Below are 21,963 nucleotides of genomic sequence, written 5' to 3'. Positions count from 1 at the left end.
GCATCCCCTGTCTGTCATGACGCGTAAGCCGGGAGTCTGTTATGAAGAAATTACGTCCATTTACAGAAGCCGACGTCACCGCCGAGTCGGCTTTTTTTATGCAGCGCCGTCAGGTACTGCAAGCATTAGGCATCAGCGCAGCCGCGTTGTCTTTGCCCCTCTCTGCGCAGGCCGACCTTCTTAGCTGGTTTAAGGGGAATGACCGCCCTCCGGCGCCTGCGGGTAAGCCGCTTAATTTCAGCAAGCCCACCGCCTGGCAAAATTCGCTTCCTTTAACGCCAGCGGATAAGGTTTCTGGCTACAACAACTTCTATGAGTTTGGTCTCGACAAAGCGGATCCAGCGGCCAACGCTGGCAGCCTGAAAACCGATCCGTGGACCTTGACAATCAGCGGTGAAGTCGCAAAACCACTCACTCTCGATCATGATGCGCTGACCACCCGTTTCCCATTGGAAGAGCGGATTTATCGGATGCGCTGCGTGGAAGCCTGGTCAATGGTGGTGCCGTGGATTGGCTTTCCATTACATAAACTGCTGGCGCAGGTTGAGCCCACCAGCAACGCAAAATATGTCGCTTTCGAAACGCGCTACGCGCCGGATGAAATGCCAGGACAGAAAGATCGCTTTATTGGCGGCGGGCTGAAGTATCCCTATGTTGAAGGGTTACGCCTGGATGAAGCAATGCATCCACTCACGCTGCTTACCGTAGGAGTTTATGGAAAGGCTCTTCCACCACAAAATGGCGCCCCCATCCGCTTAATTGTGCCGTGGAAATACGGATTTAAGGGCATAAAGTCGATCGTGAGTATCAAACTTATGCGCGAACGCCCGCCGACCACCTGGAACCTGGCCGCACCCAATGAATATGGGTTTTATGCCAACGTGAATCCGCATGTCGATCACCCCCGCTGGTCCCAGGCCACCGAACGCTTAATTGGCGCTGGCGGTATTTTGGACGTACAGCGTCAACCCACGCTGCTGTTTAACGGTTACGGCGACGAGGTTGCTTCTTTGTACCGTGGTCTTAATCTGCAGGAGAATTTTTAAGTGCGTCTGACTGCAAAGCACATTACCGGCCTGAAAGTTTGTCTGCATCTTGCCGGCTTTTTGCCGTTCATCTGGCTCTTTTGGGCGGTAAATTATGGCGGTTTGAGCGCCGATCCGGTCAAAGACATCCAGCACTTTACCGGTAGGACAGCTCTGAAATTCTTACTGGCGACCTTGCTGGTCTCTCCACTGGCGCGCTACGCTAAACAGCCATTATTGATACGCACGCGTCGCCTGTTAGGGCTATGGTGTTTCGCCTGGGCGACGCTGCATTTAACCAGCTACGCGTTACTGGAACTGGGTATTCATAATCTGGCGCTGTTGGGGCGGGAATTCATCTCGCGACCGTATTTGATGTTGGGCATTGTCAGTTGGGTCATATTATTTGCCCTCACCTTAACGTCCACGCAAGCTGCACAGCGAAAGCTGGGTAAGAATTGGCAATTTCTGCACAACTTCGTCTATCTTGTGGCGATCCTGGCACCCATACATTATCTGTGGTCGGTTAAAATTATCTCCCCTCAACCGATTATTTATGCCGCACTTGCTGCGGTGCTGTTAGCCTGCCGCTACAAGAAGTTTCGCCAGTGGTGGCGGTAGTTTCACGATATGTGCAGTGCGTTGCAAAACACGGACGATCCGATTTTCTTTACATGTTAACGGTTGATTATCTTCCCTGATAAGACCAGTATTTAGCTGCCAATTGCTACGAAATAGTTATAATGTGCGCCTTTGCTATCCCCGGTAGCGTTTTTACAGCGCGGAAAGGGTGACAATCGCATATTGAAGGTATATTTTGTCTTTTACCCGAAAATGGCAGAAGATAGCCGCACAATGACGAACAAGTCTGGCAATCTCATATAATGGCATTAGCACCCAGTGCAACGCCTGAGATGCGTGGCATCTTGTCACTCACTGTTATAAAAATGCTATACAGACGGCGGTAAAACGCCTGTCACAATCTCACTAAACAAAGAGTACGGAACCCACTCATGGATATTCGTAAGATTAAAAAACTGATCGAGCTGGTTGAAGAATCAGGCATCTCCGAACTGGAAATTTCTGAAGGCGAAGAGTCTGTACGCATCAGCCGTGCGGCGCCAGCTGCAAGTTTTCCAATGATGCAACAGGCTTATGCTGCACCAGTGATGCAGCAGCCAGCTCTGTCTAACGCTGTCGCACAAACTGCCTCTCCAAGTATGGAAGCTCCGGCAGCAGCGGAAATCAGTGGTCACATCGTACGCTCCCCAATGGTTGGTACGTTCTACCGCACCCCGAGCCCGGATGCGAAAGCGTTCATCGAAATCGGCCAGAAAGTGAATGCGGGCGATACCCTGTGCATCGTTGAAGCCATGAAAATGATGAACCAGATCGAAGCCGACAAATCCGGCGTCGTTAAAGCGATTCTGGTAGAAAGTGGTCAACCGGTAGAATTTGACGAGCCGCTGGTCGTCATCGAATAACGAGGCGAACATGTTGGATAAAATTGTCATCGCTAACCGCGGCGAGATTGCCTTGCGTATTCTTCGTGCCTGTAAAGAACTGGGCATCAAGACTGTCGCTGTGCACTCAAGCGCGGATCGCGATTTAAAACACGTATTGCTGGCGGATGAGACGGTCTGTATTGGCCCGGCTCCGTCCGTAAAAAGCTATCTGAACATCCCGGCTATCATTAGCGCCGCTGAAATCACTGGCGCAGTGGCAATCCACCCGGGTTATGGCTTCCTCTCTGAGAACGCCAACTTTGCTGAGCAGGTAGAACGTTCTGGCTTTATCTTCATCGGCCCGAAAGCCGACACCATCCGTCTGATGGGCGACAAAGTGTCCGCGATTACCGCGATGAAGAAAGCCGGCGTACCGACTGTTCCAGGCTCTGACGGCCCGTTGGGCGATGATATGGACGCTAACCGCGCTCATGCTAAACGCATCGGCTACCCGGTAATCATCAAAGCCTCCGGCGGCGGCGGCGGTCGCGGTATGCGCGTCGTGCGCAGCGATGCCGAACTGGCGCAATCCATCTCCATGACCAAAGCGGAAGCGAAAGCGGCTTTCAATAACGACATGGTCTACATGGAGAAATACCTGGAAAACCCACGCCACATCGAAATTCAGGTGCTGGCAGACGGTCAGGGTAACGCGATTTATCTGGCAGAGCGTGACTGCTCCATGCAGCGTCGTCACCAGAAAGTGGTCGAAGAAGCACCAGCGCCGGGCATTACCCCGGAACTGCGTCGCTACATCGGCGAGCGTTGCGCCAAAGCGTGCGTTGATATCGGCTATCGTGGAGCGGGTACTTTCGAGTTCCTGTTCGAAAACGGCGAGTTCTACTTCATTGAAATGAACACCCGTATTCAGGTTGAACACCCGGTAACCGAAATGATCACCGGCGTTGACCTGATCAAAGAACAGCTGCGCATCGCAGCGGGACAACCGCTGTCCATCAAGCAGGACGAAGTTGTGGTTAAAGGCCATGCGGTAGAGTGCCGTATCAACGCCGAAGACCCGAACACCTTCCTGCCGAGCCCGGGTAAAATCACGCGTTTCCACGCGCCGGGTGGCTTTGGTGTGCGCTGGGAGTCTCATATTTACGCAGGTTACACAGTACCTCCGTACTATGACTCAATGATCGGTAAGCTGATTTGCTATGGCGAAAACCGCGACGTCGCTATCGCCCGCATGAAAAACGCCTTGCAGGAACTGATCATCGACGGCATCAAAACCAACGTTGATCTGCAGATCCGCATCATGAATGACGAGCACTTCCAGCATGGTGGAACCAATATCCACTACCTGGAGAAAAAACTCGGACTTCAGGAAAAGTAAGCAAGCGTTAACCGAAAAGGCCGGAAATTCCGGCCTTTTGTTTTTCTCCCCTCCCATACGTGCCATAAGGTACAATCCCCGCTTTCTTTATCCACAAGGGACAAAAAATGGACGCTCGTTTTGTTCAGGCCCATAAAGAGGCGCGCTGGGCGCTGTGGCTGACCCTTTTATATCTTGCCGCATGGTTAGTGGCTGCTTACTTACCAGACTCCACTCTGGGTTTTACTGGCCTTCCGCACTGGTTTGAAATGGCCTGTCTGCTGACGCCATTGGTTTTCATCGTACTGTGTTGGGCGATGGTGAAGTTTATCTATCGCGACATTCCGCTGGAGGATGATGATGCAGCTTGAAGTTATTTTGCCGCTGGTCGCCTATCTTCTGGTGGTTTTCGGCCTCTCTGTTTACGCCATGCGCAAAAGGTCGACCGGCACCTTCCTGAATGAATATTTCCTCGGCAGCCGCTCTATGGGCGGGGTCGTGTTAGCGATGACGCTAACGGCAACCTATATTAGCGCCAGCTCGTTTATCGGCGGCCCAGGTGCTGCTTATAAATACGGGTTGGGATGGGTGTTATTGGCGATGATCCAGTTGCCTGCCGTCTGGCTGTCGTTAGGTATTCTCGGCAAAAAATTCGCCATTCTGGCACGCCGTTATAATGCGGTGACCCTCAACGATATGCTGTTTGCCCGCTACCAAAGCCGCCTGCTGGTGTGGCTGGCGAGCCTCAGCCTGCTGGTCGCGTTTGTCGGTGCAATGACCGTACAGTTTATTGGCGGCGCGCGTTTGCTGGAAACGGCAGCGGGTATCCCTTACGAAACCGGTCTGCTGATTTTTGGCGTCAGTATCGCGTTATACACGGCGTTTGGCGGATTTCGCGCCAGCGTGTTGAACGACACGATGCAGGGCATGGTGATGCTGATTGGGACTATCGTACTGCTGGTCGGTGTCGTCCATGCCGCCGGCGGTCTCAGCAATGCGGTGGTCACCCTGCAAACCATCGATCCTAAACTGGTCTCGCCGCAGGGCGCTGATGACATTCTGTCCCCCACGTTTATGACCTCGTTCTGGGTACTGGTATGCTTTGGCGTGATTGGCCTGCCGCATACGGCGGTGCGTTGCATCTCCTATAAGGACAGCAAAGCGGTACACCGTGGAATTATCATTGGCACCATCGTGGTGGCGATCCTGATGTTTGGTATGCATCTCGCCGGCGCGTTGGGCCGGGCGGTGATCCCAGACCTGACGGTACCGGATCTGGTTATTCCCACGCTGATGGTAAAAGTCTTACCGCCGGTGGCAGCCGGGATCTTCCTCGCCGCGCCCATGGCCGCGATCATGTCGACGATCAATGCCCAATTGCTGCAAAGTTCCGCTACGATCATTAAAGATCTCTATCTGAACCTTCGCCCGGAACAACTGCAAAATGAAACACGGCTGAAACGCATGTCGGCAGTGATCACTCTGCTGCTGGGCGCGTTACTATTGCTGGCCGCGTGGAAGCCGCCAGAGATGATTATCTGGCTTAACCTGCTGGCGTTTGGCGGGTTGGAAGCCGTCTTCCTGTGGCCGCTGGTGCTGGGCCTTTACTGGGAGCGGGCAAACGCGGCAGGCGCACTGAGCGCAATGATTGTCGGCGGCGTACTTTATGCCGTACTCGCGACCTTTAACATTCAGTACCTGGGCTTCCATCCAATTGTGCCCTCGTTACTGATAAGTTTGCTGGCTTTCCTGATCGGCAACCGTTTCGGTTCCGCCATTCCGCAAGCCGCCATATTGACTACTGATAAATAAAGAGTTTTGCCATGCCATGGATTCAACTGAAACTGAACACGACCGGTGCCAACGCTGAAGAGTTGAGCGACGCACTGATGGAAGCGGGCTCCGTTTCCATCACTTTCCAGGATACGCATGATACGCCGGTATTTGAACCACTGCCGGGCGAGACTCGCCTGTGGGGCGATACCGACGTTATCGGCTTGTTCGATGCAGAAACCGACATGAAAGAGGTCGTTGCTATTCTGGAACAGCACCCGCTGCTGGGTGCAGACTTCGTGCATAAAATCGAACAGCTTGAAGACAAAGACTGGGAACGCGAATGGATGGATAACTTCCACCCAATGCGCTTTGGTGAACGTCTGTGGATTTGCCCAAGCTGGCGCGATGTCCCGGATGAGAACGCCGTCAACGTGATGCTCGACCCGGGCCTGGCGTTTGGTACCGGTACGCACCCGACCACCTCTCTGTGCCTGCAATGGCTGGATGGTCTTGACCTTAACGGTAAAACGGTTATCGACTTTGGCTGCGGCTCCGGCATCCTTGCCATTGCGGCCCTGAAGCTGGGTGCGGCGAAAGCGATTGGTATAGATATCGATCCGCAAGCGATTCAGGCCAGCCGTGATAACGCCCAGCGTAATGGCGTTTCTGAGCGCCTGGAACTTTATCTGCCTAAAGACCAGCCAGAGGCGATGAAAGCCGATGTGGTGGTCGCCAACATCCTAGCTGGCCCATTACGTGAACTGGCGCCGTTAATCAGCGTGCTGCCCGTTGAGGGCGGTTTGCTGGGGCTTTCTGGCATTCTTGCCAGCCAGGCGGAAAGCGTCTGTGAAGCCTATGCCGATCTCTTTACGCTCGATCCGGTTATCGAGAAAGAAGAGTGGTGTCGCATTACCGGGCAGAAAAAATAATCCCTTCCAGTGGCCTCTCTGTAGGCCACATTTTCCCCTTTTTTGTATCCTCCCGCCAACGTCCCAATGCTAAAATAAATACTTAACTCATTGAAGTTAATATATAAAAAAACATTTATCATTCATTGGACGAATTATATGAAATCAACTTTTGGTAAGGCGGGGCTACTGGCCCTAAGCATCATGCCCGTAACGGTATTTGCCTCTCACTGGGGCTATGAGGGAGAAGGTTCTCCTGAACACTGGGGCGCACTCAGCGAGGAGTATAAAACTTGCCAGACCGGGATGAATCAATCCCCCATTAACATCGACACTACGCTTAAAGCGCATCTCCCACCGCTGAACGTTCACTACATTGATGGACCAACTACGTTCATCAACAATGGCCATACCCTCCAGGCGGGTCTGATGACCTCGACCAAAAACACCGTTACCATTGATGGAACACCATTCACCCTGCAGCAGTTTCATTTTCACGCACCAAGTGAAAATACCGTTCATGGCAAACATCATGCTATGGAAGCACATCTGGTACACAAAGATGCGAAAGGGGATATAGCCGTCGTCGCGGTCATGTTTGATGTCGGAGGGGAAAATGCAGAACTGAATAAGCTATGGGCAACAATGCCTGAAAAAGCGGATCAGGATGTCAAAATAACCCCCCATATGGATCTTAATGCGCTGCTGCCGACCAACAAGACTTACTGGCGCTTCAGCGGCTCTCTGACGACACCGCCCTGTACCGAGGGCGTTACCTGGATTGTCCTGAAGCATCCAATGACGCTTTCCGAAGCGCAGCTTAAAAAATTCACTCAGACAATGCATCACGACAACAACCGACCAGCACAACCGCTCAATGGTCGAGTGATCGTGGAGTAACCCTTCCGGCGTGGTTATCTGACCACGCCATTTTCAGACAACAGACCAGCATACTGATACTTTACCCAGCGATAAAATAAGCAATTGATTTTTATATTTTTGTTGAGTAAACGTATGCGCTTCAACCGCTTTGTAACCACTTTACTGGCAGCATGCTTAATGCCCCTGATGACCCAGGCCGCGCCATGGGGATATACCGGAGAAACCGGCCCTGCGCAGTGGGGAAAAATTAGCAAAGAGTATGCAACGTGCCAGACTGGCATCAACCAATCACCTGTTGATATCCAGACCGCAACAACCAGCAAACTCGGCCTGCCCGCGCTCAACACACAGTACATCGATAACCCGACAAGATTTCGCAGCATTAACTATACGCTGCGGGCAACAATGAGTTCCTACTCCTCTAATTTCATTGAAATTGAAGGAAGGCTCTATTATTTAAAACATTTTGATTTTCATGCCCCAAGTGAACATACGCTCAATGGTAAAACCTATCCGCTGGAGCTGCAGCTAGTCCACAAAAACCAACATGGTGACATCGCCATTGTCGCGGTCATGTTTGACGTTGGTGAGCCTAACCAGGCGATTCAAAACCTGTGGGAGTCCTTTCCAACCATGGTGGACAACAGCATGCCCATTTTTTCGGACGTCGATATCAATCAGCTTCTGCCCGACAATAAGGCCTACTGGCTTTACAGTGGCTCGTTAACAACGCCGCCCTGTACTGAAGGCGTCACCTGGGTTGTCTTGAAAAAGCCTGTCGCCCTTTCCGCCGAACAGTTGGATAACTTTCACTACATTGTTGGGCCTGCGAACAATCGCCCACCGCAGCCGCTGAACGCCCGCACGATCACGGACAGCCATTCAGGGAATACCGAGATCCTGTACTAAAATGAGGTAATGATCACACAATAGCGAGGTAATTTGCTGATTAATTCAGCAGAATATCTTGTCAGTACCTTCTGCAACTGAAGAAAAAATGAGAAGTTACGCAAAATTATATGCGTATATAAAATCGACATATTTTTTTAACGCGATGATTTATATGATTAAAAAATTTCATGAGTTCATATTTACGGCAATTCATTGATCCACCTCAGTGGATTGGTCAAAGTTTGGCCTTTCATCTCGTGCGAAAAATGCGTAATATACGCCGCCTTGCAGTCACAGTATGGTCATTTCTTAACTCATGCGCATCGGACAACACCAGCTCAGAAATCGCCTGATCGCAGCACCTATGGCTGGCATTACTGACAGACCATTCAGGACGCTGTGCTATGAGATGGGAGCAGGATTGACGGTATCCGAGATGATGTCTTCTAACCCGCAGGTTTGGGAAAGCGACAAGTCTCGTTTACGGATGGTGCACGTTGATGAGCCAGGAATTCGCACGGTGCAAATTGCCGGTAGCGACCCTGTTGAGATGGCCGATGCCGCACGTATTAACGTGGAAAGCGGCGCCCAGATTATTGATATCAATATGGGGTGTCCGGCTAAAAAAGTGAATCGCAAGCTAGCAGGTTCAGCCCTCTTGCAGTACCCGGATTTAGTGAAATCAATACTAACCGAGGTCGTCAATGCAGTGGACGTTCCTGTCACACTCAAGATTCGCACCGGCTGGGCTCCGGAACACCGTAACTGCGTAGAGATTGCCCAACTGGCTGAAGACTGTGGCATTCAGGCTCTGACCATTCATGGACGCACCCGCGCCTGTTTGTTCAATGGAGATGCTGAGTACGACAGTATTCGGGCAGTTAAGCAGAAAGTTTCCATTCCGATTATCGCGAATGGCGACATTACTGACCCGCTTAAAGCCAGAGCTGTACTCGACTATACGGGGGCGGATGCCCTGATGATAGGACGTGCAGCTCAGGGAAGACCCTGGATCTTTCGGGAAATCCAGCATTATCTGGACACTGGGGAGCTGCTGCCCCCGCTGCCACTGGCAGAGGTGAAGCGCTTGCTTTGTGCGCATGTTCGGGAACTGCACGACTTTTATGGTCAGGCAAAAGGGTACCGAATTGCGCGTAAACACGTATCCTGGTATCTCCAGGAACACGCTCCAGATGACCAGTTTCGGCGCACATTCAACGCCATTGAAGATTCCAGCGAACAGCTGGCGGCGTTGGAGGCATACTTCGAAAATTTTGCGTAAACAGAAATAAAGAGCTGACAGAACTATGTTCGAACAACGCGTAAATTCTGACGTACTGACCGTTTCTACCGTTAACTCCCAGGACCAGGTGACTCAAAAGCCCCTGCGTGACTCGGTTAAACAGGCACTGAAGAACTATTTTGCTCAATTGAATGGTCAAGACGTTAATGATCTCTATGAGCTGGTACTGGCTGAAGTAGAACAGCCCCTGTTGGACATGGTGATGCAATACACCCGCGGTAACCAGACCCGTGCTGCCCTGATGATGGGCATCAACCGTGGTACGCTGCGTAAAAAACTGAAAAAATACGGCATGAACTGATACTAATCAGTTAAATGTTTGTTTTAAAAGGCGCTACTCGGCATGGGGAAGCGCCTTTTTTATTAACGTCACACGGGAGGCTTTGGCGATGAACGCAAGATGTGAACCTGTCTATTTTGGCGATGAATCTAAAAAGATAATCCTGGGTGATGCGCTGACCGAGCTAAAAAAGCTCCCCGCTGAAAGCGTCGATCTCATTTTTGCCGACCCACCTTATAACATCGGCAAAGACTTTGACGGGATGGTCGAATCCTGGGACGAAGAGACCTTTCTGGCATGGCTGTTTGAATGCATTGACGAGTGCCATCGCATTCTCAAACCCCACGGTAGCATGTACATCATGAACAGTACGGAGAACATGCCGTACATCGACCTCAAATGCCGCCAGCTTTTTACCATCAAGAGCCGTATCGTGTGGTCATATGATAGCTCAGGAGTACAGGCTAAAAACTACTTTGGTTCGATGTATGAGCCGATCCTGATGATGGTAAAAGATCAGAAAAACTACACGTTTAATCGTGATGATGTTCTGGTTGAAGCCAAAACGGGCGCGAAACGGGCGCTAATAGACTACAGAAAGAATCCGCCCCAGCCTTACAATCAGAAAAAAGTACCGGGCAATGTCTGGGATTTTCCGCGCGTTCGCTATCTGATGGACGAATACGAAAATCACCCAACTCAAAAACCCAAAGCCCTCCTGGAACGCATCATTCTGGCTTCCTCCAACCCAGATGACAAAGTGCTGGATCCGTTTGCCGGCAGTTTTACAACCGGTGCCACCGCGGTGGAATTAGGTCGCAAATTTGTCGGTATTGAAATCAATGCTGAATACGTAAAAATGGGGCTCAGAAGACTGAGTATCGGTTCTCATTTTTCAGAGATTGAACTTGCAAAAGTGAAAAAACGTAAGACAAAAAACCTGTCTAAAAAGAGCCGATTAACGGCAAATAGTGGCGATCTTTCGGCAAAGTAAAAGCATTGTAAGTCTGCTTTTCAGCTTACTGATTTCGTGTATATTCCCTGCACGCTTGGGCATGAATACACAGGATTTAGCAATGATTCGCAAGTATTGGTGGCTGGTTGTTTTTGCGGTCTTCATTTTTCTTTTTGATGCGCTGCTCATCCAGTGGATAGAACTGATGACAACAGAGCACGACAAGTGCCGGAATATGAACTCAGTGAATCCCCTAAAGCTGGTCAACTGCGCCGATCTGGACTAGCAACGTCGACAGCCGTCAGGCCCTGGCGGCTAGACTACCCAACCTGGTTTTCACTCTGCATTAATTGCATTACGCAGCCGTCCGGGCTTAACATTTTTAATACATTATCAACTAATGCTGGCGCTTGCCCATACAGATCATAACTCTCTGGATTCATTAACCAGTTTTTTATTATTCCGCTAAAGCTACCATGCAAAATAATGATGATGACGTCTAAATCCAGACTGGTGGCAATCAAATTTTCATCTATGCACCGTTGGAGAGAATCGCGAATACTTTGGTGGCTGAGACCTATTTTATCGCGAATGGCCTGCTCTGATATCATATCGTTATGGAATTCGCATTTATGATATAAAATCTGCATTAATGCCTGCTGACGAGGGTTCTCCGCAATATATTGTAATCCTACCACAAATTTTTCACGCAGTCGCTGTAAAGGGTTATCACCCCAACGACCAATAAGCTTGTCCTGAATAAGATCGCGTAAGGGAGGTTGTTGTAACCATAACTCATTAAACAATTGGGTTTTATTTTCGAAATGCCAATAAAGTGCCCCCCGTGTCACATTGGCGGCATCCGCTATGTCGTTTAGCGTCGTATTACCTACGCCACGTGCGGCAAACTGTACAATCGCCGTTTCCATCAGGTGCTGTCGCGTTTTGAGGGCATCCGCTTTCGTTTTTCTGGCCATGATTCCGACTATCTGGATTGGAGTAGAGAATGATTAACTTTCTTATGTAATATTTTCGATCTGGAACAAATGTATCACTTAGCGTTTATTTAGACGAGGTCTAAAGTATTTAATTACGGACATTACACACAAATAGATAAAACAAATAACAGAAACAAATATATTCACCATTCAGATGATCATTTCAAAATGTATTTATCAGCATCATGGTGTTGCTATAAATATCACAATGAAACGGTAGCTGATTAATCTTTTTTTGCTTTTATGTGCCGTGAACCCCGCCCATAAATAAGTATTGCTTACATCGCAAGCTAATAATTTGTAGGATAGCCAACTATTATTTTTTCTTGTGCGCGTTATCACCTCTGCTGTTACTCGGTTAATAACGAGCGTTCGGTTTTTTAAGGAATAGAAATGACGAAAAATGCCAGGTTTTCACTCCTGCCCTCATTCATCATCATCTCCGCTGCATTACTCGCCGGTTGTAACGATCAGGGAGAAACACAAGCACATCCCGCAGAGCCGCAGGTGACTGTCCATGTCGTCGAAAAGGCCCCTTTAGCCGTGACGACCGAATTACCCGGACGCACCACAGCATTTCGTATTGCAGAAGTCCGTCCTCAGGTTAGTGGAATTGTACTTAAACGGAATTTCACCGAGGGGAGCGATGTTGAAGCCGGTCAGTCGCTTTATCAGATCGATCCCGCGACTTACCAGGCTGACTATGACAGTGCCAAAGGCGAACTGGCAAAGAGTGAAGCGGCGGCCGCTATCGCGCATTTAACGGTAAAACGTTATGTGCCGCTGGTTGGCACCAAGTACATCAGCCAGCAAGAGTACGATCAGGCAATTGCTGATGCCCGCCAGGCCGATGCCTCCGTAATCGCGGCAAAAGCGGCAGTCGAAAGCGCACGTATCAACCTGGCCTACACCAAAGTGACATCGCCCATTAGCGGACGTATCGGTAAATCTAACGTCACCGAAGGCGCATTGGTCACGAATGGTCAGGCAACTGAGCTTGCTACCGTGCAACAGCTGGATCCTATCTATGTTGACGTGACGCAGTCCAGTAACGACTTTATGCGCCTCAAGCAGTCAATTGAACAAGGTAGTCTGCATAAAGACAGCGCCAGCAGTGCGGTCGAACTGGTGATGGAAAATGGTCAGGCATATCCGCTCAAGGGTTCTTTGCAATTTTCTGATGTGACGGTTGATGAGAGCACTGGTTCAATCACCCTCAGAGCCGTATTCCCTAACCCGCAGCACACGCTGCTGCCTGGTATGTTTGTGCGTGCTCGCATTGATGAAGGCGTCCAGCCGAATGCCATTCTTGTCCCGCAGCAGGGTGTGACGCGCACGCCTCGCGGCGATGCCACCGTGATGGTCGTTAACGACAAGAGCCAGGTTGAAGCGCGGGCAGTTGTCGCCGCTCAAGCTATTGGCGACAAATGGCTCATCAGTGAAGGTCTGCAACCCGGTGACAAAGTTATCGTGAGCGGCTTACAAAAAGCACGCCCTGGCGTTCAGGTTAAAGCAACCGCCGATACCGAAACCCCTGCGACGAAAGCCCAATAAGGTAACCGGACATGGCTAACTTTTTTATCAGGCGTCCTATCTTTGCCTGGGTACTGGCCATCATTCTGATGATGGCGGGCGCTCTGGCAATCATGCAACTGCCCGTGGCTCAGTACCCGACCATCGCGCCTCCTGCCGTATCGGTTTCCGCCACCTACCCAGGTGCGGATGCGCAAACGGTGCAGGATACCGTCACGCAGGTTATCGAACAGAATATGAACGGTATCGATAACCTGATGTATATGTCCTCCACCAGCGATTCTGCCGGGAGTGTGACCATCACGCTGACCTTCCAGTCCGGTACCGACCCCGATATCGCGCAGGTTCAGGTGCAAAACAAACTGCAGCTCGCCACTCCACTACTGCCGCAAGAAGTTCAGCAGCAGGGGATCAGCGTCGAGAAATCCAGTAGCAGCTTTTTGATGGTCGCGGGTTTTGTTTCTGACAACCCACAAACCACGCAGGATGACATTTCCGACTACGTCGCTTCGAACGTTAAAGACTCGATCAGCCGTCTGAATGGCGTAGGTGACGTGCAGCTGTTTGGTGCGCAGTACGCTATGCGCATCTGGCTGGATGCAAACTTGTTGAATAAGTACCAGCTCACGCCGGTTGATGTGATCAACCAGTTGAAGGTGCAGAACGATCAGATTGCCGCCGGTCAGTTGGGCGGTACGCCTGCGTTGCCTAATCAGCAGCTTAATGCCTCTATCATTGCGCAAACGCGACTGAAAGACCCTGAAGAGTTCGGCAAAGTCACTTTACGCGTGAATAGCGATGGTTCGGTCGTTCACCTGAAAGACGTTGCACGCATCGAGTTGGGAGGTGAGAACTACAATGTGGTCGCGCGTATTAACGGCAAACCAGCATCCGGTCTCGGGATCAAACTGGCAACCGGGGCAAACGCGCTGGATACCGCAAACGCTATCAAAGCCAAGCTGGTTGAACTGCAACCGTTCTTCCCGCAGGGAATGAAGGTGGTCTATCCGTACGACACCACCCCGTTTGTGACCATCTCCATTCATGAAGTGGTAAAAACGCTGTTTGAAGCGATCGTGCTGGTGTTCCTGGTCATGTATTTGTTCCTGCAAAACATCCGGGCGACGCTCATTCCAACCATTGCCGTGCCTGTTGTATTGTTGGGCACATTTGCCGTGCTTGCCGCGTTTGGCTACTCAATAAACACCCTGACGATGTTCGGCATGGTACTCGCCATCGGTCTATTGGTTGATGATGCGATAGTGGTGGTGGAAAACGTGGAACGTGTGATGATGGAAGATAATCTGCCGCCCAAAGAGGCGACAGAAAAATCCATGTCACAAATTCAGGGCGCGCTGGTCGGTATCGCCATGGTGCTGTCAGCGGTATTTATCCCGATGGCCTTCTTTGGCGGCTCAACCGGGGCTATCTATCGGCAGTTCTCTATCACTATCGTTTCTGCAATGGCGCTTTCAGTGCTGGTAGCGCTGATCCTGACTCCCGCGCTTTGTGCAACGCTGTTGAAGCCGGTATCGGCTGAACATCACGAGAATAAAAGCGGTTTCTTTGGCTGGTTTAATGCCAAATTCGATCACAGCGTCAACCATTACACCAATAGCGTCAGCGGTATTGTGCGTAAAACCGGGCGTTACCTGGTCGTCTACCTGATTATCGTGATTGGGATGGCGGTGCTGTTTATGCGCCTTCCAACCTCCTTCTTGCCAGAAGAAGATCAGGGCGTATTCCTGACGATGATTCAGCTTCCGGCCGGCGCAACGCAAGAACGAACCCAGAAAGTGCTGGATCAGGTTACCCATTACTACCTGAACAACGAGAAAGCCAACGTCGAAAGCGTCTTTACGGTTAACGGCTTTAGCTTCAGCGGACAGGGGCAAAACTCAGGGATGGCGTTTGTCAGTCTCAAGCCCTGGGAAGAACGTAGTGGCGACGAGAATAACGTTGAATCGATTATCGCCAGAGCAACCCGCGCTTTTAGCCAGATTCGTGATGGTTTAGTGTTCCCTTTTAACATGCCAGCCATTGTTGAACTGGGTACCGCAACCGGCTTCGACTTCGAGCTGATTGACCAGGGCGGACTGGGACATAACGCGTTAACGCAAGCGCGTAACCAACTGCTGGGTATGGTTGCTAAACACCCTGACCTGTTGGTTCGCGTGCGTCCAAACGGTCTCGAGGATACCGCACAGTTCAAGCTGGATGTCGATCAGGAAAAAGCTCAGGCCCTTGGTGTCTCGCTGTCCGATATTAATGAAACCATCTCCGCTGCGCTGGGTGGTTATTACGTCAATGACTTCATTGACCGTGGCCGCGTGAAAAAAGTGTACGTACAGGCCGATGCAAAATTCCGTATGTTGCCGGAAGACATCAATAATCTGTATGTTCGTAGCGCCAATGGCGAAATGGTACCGTTCTCCACGTTCAGTTCCGCACATTGGATCTACGGGTCACCACGTCTGGAACGTTACAACGGTATGCCTTCTATGGAACTGTTAGGGGAAGCGGCGCCAGGCCGAAGCACCGGTGAAGCGATGGAGCTGATGGAAAGCCTGGCGGAGAAACTGCCTAACGGTATCGGCCATGACTGGACGGGTATGTCCTATCAGGAACGACTCTCAGGGAACCAGGCGCCTGCGCTGTATGCTATCTCGCTCATCGTTGTCTTCCTTTGCCTTGCCGCATTGTATGAGAGCTGGTCAATTCCATTCTCGGTGATGTTGGTTGTACCGCTTGGCGTGGTTGGCGCACTGTTAGCAGCATCGCTACGTGGGATGAATAACGACGTGTATTTCCAGGTTGGATTGCTAACCACTATCGGCCTCTCGGCTAAAAACGCCATCCTGATCGTCGAGTTTGCCAAAGACCTGATGGATAAAGAGGGCAAAGGACTGATCGAAGCAACGTTGGAGGCATCCCGCATGCGTCTTCGCCCTATCCTGATGACATCCCTGGCATTTATCCTGGGGGTTATGCCTCTGGTTATCAGCCACGGCGCAGGTAGCGGTGCGCAGAATGCGGTCGGTACAGGCGTAATGGGGGGAATGCTAACCGCAACATTGTTAGCGATCTTCTTCGTTCCCGTCTTCTTCGTTGTCGTCAGACGGCGTTTTAGTCGGCACACTGATTAATTTGTAAAATAAAGGCGTCTGCGGACGCCTTTTTCATCGCTACACTCTCTCTTTGTTTATTAATAAGATAGCCCTTTATTTCATTTAAGTCGTTCCTTAAAACCTGCCCGCAACCTTTATTTTTATCCATTATTTTTACAATCCACATGAATTGAGATTATTCCTCCTGTCAGTCTTTTTTTAAGAAGTGGTAAAATAATGACCGAGTTCGCAGATGGCTTAGCGTTTGTCTTTGCTCAATTAGCGAAACGCTTATTTTTGAGGTAACACCATGAAAAGATTAATATCCGTTGCATTGCTTACCGCGTTTCTTGCCGGTTGTGCACACGATTCTCCTTGCGTACCTGTATACGACGATCAGGGACGCCTGGTTCATACCAATACCTGTATGAAAGGTACCACGCAGGATAACTGGGAAACAGCCGGTGCCATCGCCGGTGGCGCAGCCGCCGTTGCCGGATTGACGCTTGGGATAGTTGCCCTGACCAAATAACGGTTCTTAAAAGCGCGGTTGTTACCGCGCTTTTAGCAATAAAAATAAAATTCACATATAAGACAAAACGTTGGTTTATCGCCCTTTCTAAATAATAAAATTGTTATAGATATCCCTCACATATCCACAATTTGAAATTAGCATTTTTCCTGTTCTTCGTTACTCCGCGTTTTCTTTTCATTATTCTCACGCGATCAATATTAACGTCCGAAATCGTTACCACGCGTCCTGTCTGATTTTAAAATTTTTGCGCTGAAATGTGGCTTACGTTTCAATTTTGCACCACTTCAGGGCGCTGCATTTATTTTTTCCTGTCTACACTCTGCATATTGCGTCGAATAATCGTGCGCAAAAACCTGGCACTACCTTTGCTTAAAAGAGTATGGCCAAAGCCACAGACCGGTAAAAGACGTTTTCAGAACGTTTTCATAACAATAATTCCTCCACACAGGATGCTCTATGAAAAAGATGATAATAGCCAGCCTGGCTGCGGCCGGCGTGCTCCTTGCGATTGCAAATCAGGCGCATGCCGGCGCAACACTTGATGCCGTAAAGAAAAAAGGGTTTGTGCAATGCGGGATCAGTGACGGGTTGCCTGGCTTCTCTTACGCCGATGCGAGCGGTAAGTTTTCAGGTATTGATGTCGACGTATGCCGAGGCGTTGCCTCCGCCGTATTTGGCGATGATACCAAAGTAAAATATACCCCGCTCACCGCCAAGGAACGTTTTACCGCGTTACAGTCTGGCGAAGTCGACATGCTCTCGCGTAATACCACATGGACCTCCTCTCGTGATGCAGGTATGGGCATGTCTTTCACTGGCGTAACCTATTACGACGGCATTGGTTTTCTTACCCACAATAAAGCTGGCCTGAAGAGCGCGAAAGAACTGGATGGCGCAACGGTGTGTATTCAGGCAGGAACCGATACCGAACTAAACGTGGCTGACTACTTTAAAGCCAACAATATGAAGTACACCCCTGTCACTTTTGACCGCTCGGATGAATCAGCCAAGGCTCTGGAATCAGGACGTTGCGATACGCTGGCCTCTGACCAGTCTCAGCTGTATGCCCTGCGAATCAAGCTGAGCAATCCTGCAGAGTGGATTGTCCTGCCAGAAGTTATTTCTAAAGAACCGCTAGGTCCGGTTGTACGTCGTGGCGATGATGAATGGTTCTCCATTGTTCGCTGGACGCTGTTCGCGATGCTGAATGCGGAAGAGATGGGGGTTAACTCGAAAAACGTTGATGAAAAAGCGGCTAATCCTGCAACGCCGGATATGGCGCATCTGTTAGGTAAAGAAGGGGATTATGGCAAGGATCTGAAGCTTGATAACAAATGGGCTTATAACATTATTAAGCAGGTAGGTAACTACTCTGAGATCTTTGAACGTAACGTTGGATCGGAAAGTCCATTGAAGATCAAACGTGGACAGAACAACCTCTGGAACAACGGTGGCATTCAATATGCGCCGCCGGTTCGCTAATGCAAAGTGATGTAACGGGCGCCGCAGCTGCGGCGCTCAGCCCAGAGCCATTGTTACCGAGGTTTTCTTATGCTTCATCGCCGCTCAACCGTAAAAGGATCGCTATCCTTTTCTAACCCTGCGGTCCGCGCCTGGTTATTTCAAATACTCGCCGTCATTGCAGTCATTAGCATTGCGGTCTATCTCATTCATAACACGATTAATAACCTGAGCAGTCGCGGTATTACCTCGGGATTTTCTTTTCTCGATCGCAGCGCCGGATTTGGTATTGTCCAGCATCTGATTGATTACGAGCAAGGCGATACCTATGGCCGCGTCTTCCTGGTCGGTCTGCTTAATACGCTGCTGGTTTCCGCACTATGTATCGTCTTCGCTTCATTCCTCGGTTTCTTTCTCGGGCTGGCACGCCTGTCAGATAACTGGTTATTGCGAAAGCTCTCCACGGTCTATATTGAAACGTTCCGTAATATCCCGCCGCTATTGCAGATCTTCTTTTGGTATTTTGCCGTATTACGTAACCTGCCCGGCCCACGTCAGGCCGTGAACGCGCTGGATTTAATATTTCTGAGCAACCGGGGGCTGTATATTCCGGCGCCGCAAATGGGAGAAGGTCTTTTTGCCTTTTGTACTGCTGTCCTTATTGCCGTCGTTATCACCTTCGGGCTATTCCGTTTCAACAAAATGCACCAGACCAAAACCGGTCAGTTACGCCGTACCTGGCCCACAGCTCTGGCATTGATCGTGTTTTTACCGATGATTTCACAATGGTTTTTTGGCGCGGCGCTTCACTGGGATATCCCCGAATTACGCGGTTTTAATTTCCGTGGCGGTATGGTGCTTATACCTGAACTGGCGGCTCTGACGCTGGCGCTTTCAGTGTATACCTCAGCGTTTATTGCAGAAATTATTCGGGCAGGAATTCAGGCCGTTCCTTATGGCCAACATGAGGCAGCACGTTCTCTGGGTTTGCCAAATCCGGTGACGCTCCGCCAGGTCATCATCCCGCAGGCGCTGCGCGTCATCATTCCTCCACTAACCAGTCAGTATCTGAATATCGTTAAAAATTCATCGCTCGCTGCAGCCATTGGTTACCCGGATATGGTTTCCCTGTTTGCCGGCACGGTACTCAATCAAACGGGACAAGCCATTGAAACTATTGCCATCACTATGTCGGTGTACCTGATCATCAGCCTGAGCATTTCTCTACTGATGAATATTTACAACCGTCGTATCGCACTGATCGAGCGCTAAGGAGCCATGATGACAAAAGCACTGCTGTCTCGCCCTGCGCGCCAGAGCAGTAACCCGGCAAGCCGCTGTCTGTTCTGGGTTCGCAAAAACCTGTTCTCCAGTTGGTCAAATAGCCTGCTCACGCTGCTATGCGTGTGGCTAATTTGGTCCTTCCTTCCACCGCTGTCGAACTGGGTATTTTTTCAGGCCAACTGGATAGGCTCTACCCGAGCTGACTGTACTAAAGCGGGGGCCTGCTGGGTGTTCATTCATGAACGCTTCGGACAATTCATGTATGGACTTTACCCACACGATCAGCGCTGGCGCATAAATCTGGCCCTGCTGATTGGCCTGGTCTCAATCGTTCCCATGTTCTGGAAAACCCTTCCCCACCGTGGTCGTTATATCGCCGTTTGGGCAGTCGTTTATCCTTTGCTGGTCTGGTGGTTGATGTACGGTGGGTTTTTCGGGCTTGAGCGAGTAGAAACCCGGCAGTGGGGCGGGTTAACGCTGACGCTTATCATCGCATCCGTCGGTATTGCGGGCGCACTTCCGTGGGGGATTCTACTGGCATTGGGACGTCGTTCTCATATGCCAATCGTGCGGATTTTATCCGTCATTTTTATTGAGTTCTGGCGCGGCGTACCGTTGATCACCGTCCTGTTTATGTCCTCTGTCATGCTCCCTCTGTTTATGTCGGAGGGGACCAGCATCGACAAGCTTATCCGGGCACTGGTCGGCGTCATTCTTTTCCAGTCAGCCTATGTCGCGGAGGTGGTTCGTGGGGGGTTACAGGCCTTGCCAAAAGGTCAGTATGAAGCGGCTGAATCACTGGCGCTAGGGTACTGGAAAACCCAGGGTCTGGTTATTCTTCCCCAAGCCCTCAAGCTGGTTATTCCTGGTTTGGTTAATACGATTATTGCCCTGTTCAAGGATACCAGTCTGGTCATCATCATCGGCCTGTTTGATCTCTTCAGCAGCGTGCAGCAAGCAACCGTGGATCCTGCATGGCTGGGTATGTCGACGGAAGGATATGTTTTCGCCGCACTGATTTACTGGATCTTTTGTTTCAGTATGTCGCGTTACAGCCAACATCTGGAAAAACGTTTTAATACCGGGCGTACACCGCACTGAGGAATTTATGAACCAATTATTAATGCAGTCTACTGACGCGATGATTACGCTGGAAAACGTCAACAAATGGTACGGACAGTTCCACGTTTTGAAAAACATCAATCTGCAGGTAAAACAAGGAGAGCGTATCGTCTTATGCGGTCCTTCTGGCTCGGGTAAATCGACGACTATCCGTTGTATTAACCATCTGGAAGAGCATCAGCAAGGACGTATTGTGGTGGATGGGATTGAACTCAATGAAGACATTCGCAATATTGAGCGCGTCAGGCAAGAAGTTGGCATGGTCTTTCAACACTTCAATCTCTTTCCTCATTTGACGGTCCTGCAAAACTGTACGCTAGCACCAGTCTGGGTGCAAAAGATGCCGAAAAAAGAGGCTGAAGTGTTGGCAATGCACTACCTTGAGCGAGTTCGCATTGCTGAACATGCGCATAAATATCCTGGGCAAATCTCTGGCGGACAACAACAGCGCGTGGCCATTGCACGCTCGCTGTGTATGAAACCCAAAATAATGTTGTTTGATGAACCCACATCAGCGCTGGATCCGGAAATGGTGAAAGAGGTGCTTGATACCATGATCGGTCTGGCGCAATCGGGTATGACTATGCTGTGCGTTACCCATGAAATGGGATTTGCCCGCACAGTGGCTGACCGGGTGATCTTTATGGATCTTGGCGAGATTGTGGAGCAGGCACCGCCGGATGAATTTTTTGCGAATCCCAGATCAGAACGTACGCGGGCATTCTTGTCGCAGGTGATTCATTAATCTTCTGTTTTGCCCGGTGGTGCTGCGCTTACCGGGCCTACGGGTTAGCAAGAAGCATAACGCAAAAAGGCCATCCTTTCGGATGGCCTTTTCACTTATTTGATGCCTGGCAGTTCCCTACTCTCGCATGGGGAGACCCCACACTACCATCGGCGCTACGGCGTTTCACTTCTGAGTTCGGCATGGGGTCAGGTGGGACCACCGCGCTACAGCCGCCAGGCAAATTCTTTTCTAAATGCCGAACTTTAACCGAAAAACTGGTGCTGATACCCAGAGTCGAACTGGGGACCTCACCCTTACCAAGGGTGCGCTCTACCAACTGAGCCATATCAGCA

The 21,963-nt window shown here is 50.4% G+C and carries 21 protein-coding genes, 1 tRNA gene and 1 rRNA gene; 20 read left to right on the top strand and 3 right to left on the bottom strand.

Translation table 11 applies throughout. The features are described from left to right. Positions 1-41: 41 nt before the first annotated feature. The 13 genes from msrP (at position 42) to ACVXHP_RS08925 (ending at position 11,129) form a co-directional block, all read left to right on the top strand. A complete protein-coding gene (msrP, locus tag ACVXHP_RS08985) occupies positions 42-1,046 on the top strand; it encodes a protein-methionine-sulfoxide reductase catalytic subunit MsrP (protein WP_447571318.1) in 1,005 nt (334 codons plus the stop codon). Beyond that, positions 1,047-1,646: a protein-methionine-sulfoxide reductase heme-binding subunit MsrQ gene (gene msrQ / locus ACVXHP_RS08980; protein WP_047026423.1), complete on the top strand. Its 600-nt coding sequence runs from the start codon at positions 1,047-1,049 to the stop codon at positions 1,644-1,646. 392 nt (positions 1,647-2,038) lie between these two features. Further along, on the top strand, positions 2,039-2,509 hold the full coding sequence (gene accB / locus ACVXHP_RS08975) for an acetyl-CoA carboxylase biotin carboxyl carrier protein (protein WP_003025210.1): 471 nt from the start codon (positions 2,039-2,041) through the stop codon (positions 2,507-2,509). Between the two features lie 10 nt (positions 2,510-2,519). After that, the gene (accC, locus tag ACVXHP_RS08970; RefSeq protein ID WP_003828838.1) at positions 2,520-3,869 is read left to right on the top strand and encodes an acetyl-CoA carboxylase biotin carboxylase subunit; all 1,350 of its coding nucleotides are present in this window, start codon (positions 2,520-2,522) and stop codon (positions 3,867-3,869) included. A gap of 107 nt (positions 3,870-3,976) precedes the next feature. After that, positions 3,977-4,219 carry a YhdT family protein gene (locus tag ACVXHP_RS08965; RefSeq protein ID WP_006687800.1) on the top strand — a complete coding sequence of 81 codons (243 nt, stop codon included), beginning with the start codon at positions 3,977-3,979 and terminating at the stop codon, positions 4,217-4,219. Continuing rightward, entirely contained in the window at positions 4,209-5,660 is a 1,452-nt protein-coding gene (gene panF / locus ACVXHP_RS08960; protein WP_447571317.1) for a sodium/pantothenate symporter, read from the top strand. Before ACVXHP_RS08965 ends, panF begins: the two co-directional genes overlap by 11 nt. 11 nt (positions 5,661-5,671) lie before the next feature. Beyond that, positions 5,672-6,553 (top strand): 50S ribosomal protein L11 methyltransferase, encoded by an 882-nt coding sequence (prmA, locus tag ACVXHP_RS08955; RefSeq protein WP_447571316.1) that lies wholly within the window; start codon positions 5,672-5,674, stop codon positions 6,551-6,553. A 138-nt stretch (positions 6,554-6,691) separates the two neighbouring features. Then, positions 6,692-7,432 (top strand): carbonic anhydrase, encoded by a 741-nt coding sequence (locus ACVXHP_RS08950; RefSeq protein WP_447571315.1) that lies wholly within the window; start codon positions 6,692-6,694, stop codon positions 7,430-7,432. Between the two features lie 114 nt (positions 7,433-7,546). After that, positions 7,547-8,323 carry a carbonic anhydrase gene (locus ACVXHP_RS08945; protein WP_316130727.1) on the top strand — a complete coding sequence of 259 codons (777 nt, stop codon included), beginning with the start codon at positions 7,547-7,549 and terminating at the stop codon, positions 8,321-8,323. 298 nt (positions 8,324-8,621) lie between these two features. Then, positions 8,622-9,587, top strand: a complete 966-nt coding sequence (gene dusB, locus ACVXHP_RS08940; protein ID WP_047026427.1) for a tRNA dihydrouridine synthase DusB — start codon at positions 8,622-8,624, stop codon at positions 9,585-9,587. 25 nt (positions 9,588-9,612) lie between these two features. Beyond that, a complete protein-coding gene (gene fis / locus ACVXHP_RS08935; protein WP_000462905.1) occupies positions 9,613-9,909 on the top strand; it encodes a DNA-binding transcriptional regulator Fis in 297 nt (98 codons plus the stop codon). A gap of 88 nt (positions 9,910-9,997) precedes the next feature. Beyond that, positions 9,998-10,882 (top strand): adenine-specific DNA-methyltransferase, encoded by an 885-nt coding sequence (yhdJ, locus tag ACVXHP_RS08930; protein ID WP_447571421.1) that lies wholly within the window; start codon positions 9,998-10,000, stop codon positions 10,880-10,882. 82 nt (positions 10,883-10,964) lie between these two features. Then, entirely contained in the window at positions 10,965-11,129 is a 165-nt protein-coding gene (locus ACVXHP_RS08925) for a DUF2556 family protein (RefSeq protein WP_447571314.1), read from the top strand. A gap of 34 nt (positions 11,130-11,163) precedes the next feature. On the opposite strand, the gene envR is transcribed toward ACVXHP_RS08925, so the two are convergent. Then, a complete protein-coding gene (envR, locus tag ACVXHP_RS08920; protein ID WP_304702245.1) occupies positions 11,164-11,820 on the bottom strand; it encodes an acrEF/envCD operon transcriptional regulator in 657 nt (218 codons plus the stop codon). Between the two features lie 414 nt (positions 11,821-12,234). Between envR and ACVXHP_RS08915 the strand changes: the two genes are divergently transcribed. The 7 genes from ACVXHP_RS08915 to ACVXHP_RS08885 all read left to right on the top strand — a co-directional run bounded on the left by ACVXHP_RS08915 (position 12,235) and on the right by ACVXHP_RS08885 (position 21,628). Then, the gene (locus ACVXHP_RS08915; RefSeq protein WP_047026430.1) at positions 12,235-13,395 is read left to right on the top strand and encodes an efflux RND transporter periplasmic adaptor subunit; all 1,161 of its coding nucleotides are present in this window, start codon (positions 12,235-12,237) and stop codon (positions 13,393-13,395) included. A gap of 11 nt (positions 13,396-13,406) precedes the next feature. Further along, positions 13,407-16,520 (top strand): efflux RND transporter permease subunit, encoded by a 3,114-nt coding sequence (locus ACVXHP_RS08910; protein ID WP_447571313.1) that lies wholly within the window; start codon positions 13,407-13,409, stop codon positions 16,518-16,520. Positions 16,521-16,791: 271 nt separating this feature from the next. Continuing rightward, positions 16,792-17,013: a lipoprotein gene (locus ACVXHP_RS08905; RefSeq protein ID WP_003025292.1), complete on the top strand. Its 222-nt coding sequence runs from the start codon at positions 16,792-16,794 to the stop codon at positions 17,011-17,013. Positions 17,014-17,472: 459 nt separating this feature from the next. Then, positions 17,473-18,498, top strand: coding sequence for an amino acid ABC transporter substrate-binding protein (locus tag ACVXHP_RS08900; RefSeq protein WP_038634415.1), 1,026 nt, complete (start codon positions 17,473-17,475; stop codon positions 18,496-18,498). A gap of 69 nt (positions 18,499-18,567) precedes the next feature. After that, complete coding sequence (locus tag ACVXHP_RS08895) at positions 18,568-19,749, top strand: amino acid ABC transporter permease (RefSeq protein WP_047026432.1); 1,182 nt, start codon at positions 18,568-18,570, stop codon at positions 19,747-19,749. A gap of 9 nt (positions 19,750-19,758) precedes the next feature. Further along, complete coding sequence (locus ACVXHP_RS08890; RefSeq protein WP_447571420.1) at positions 19,759-20,862, top strand: amino acid ABC transporter permease; 1,104 nt, start codon at positions 19,759-19,761, stop codon at positions 20,860-20,862. A gap of 7 nt (positions 20,863-20,869) precedes the next feature. Next, the gene (locus ACVXHP_RS08885; protein ID WP_042311366.1) at positions 20,870-21,628 is read left to right on the top strand and encodes an amino acid ABC transporter ATP-binding protein; all 759 of its coding nucleotides are present in this window, start codon (positions 20,870-20,872) and stop codon (positions 21,626-21,628) included. A 104-nt stretch (positions 21,629-21,732) separates the two neighbouring features. Here ACVXHP_RS08885 and rrf read toward each other — a convergent pair. Both rrf and ACVXHP_RS08875 read right to left on the bottom strand, forming a co-directional pair. Further along, positions 21,733-21,848, bottom strand: a 5S ribosomal RNA gene (gene rrf, locus ACVXHP_RS08880). A gap of 38 nt (positions 21,849-21,886) precedes the next feature. Further along, positions 21,887-21,962: transfer RNA gene (locus ACVXHP_RS08875), tRNA-Thr, on the bottom strand. Position 21,963 lies beyond the last annotated feature (1 nt).

This window comes from Citrobacter freundii complex sp. 2025EL-00176 (genome assembly GCF_053309355.1).
The sequence above is the reverse complement of the archived record's forward strand: the minus strand, read 5'-3'. Positions and strand labels throughout refer to the sequence as shown.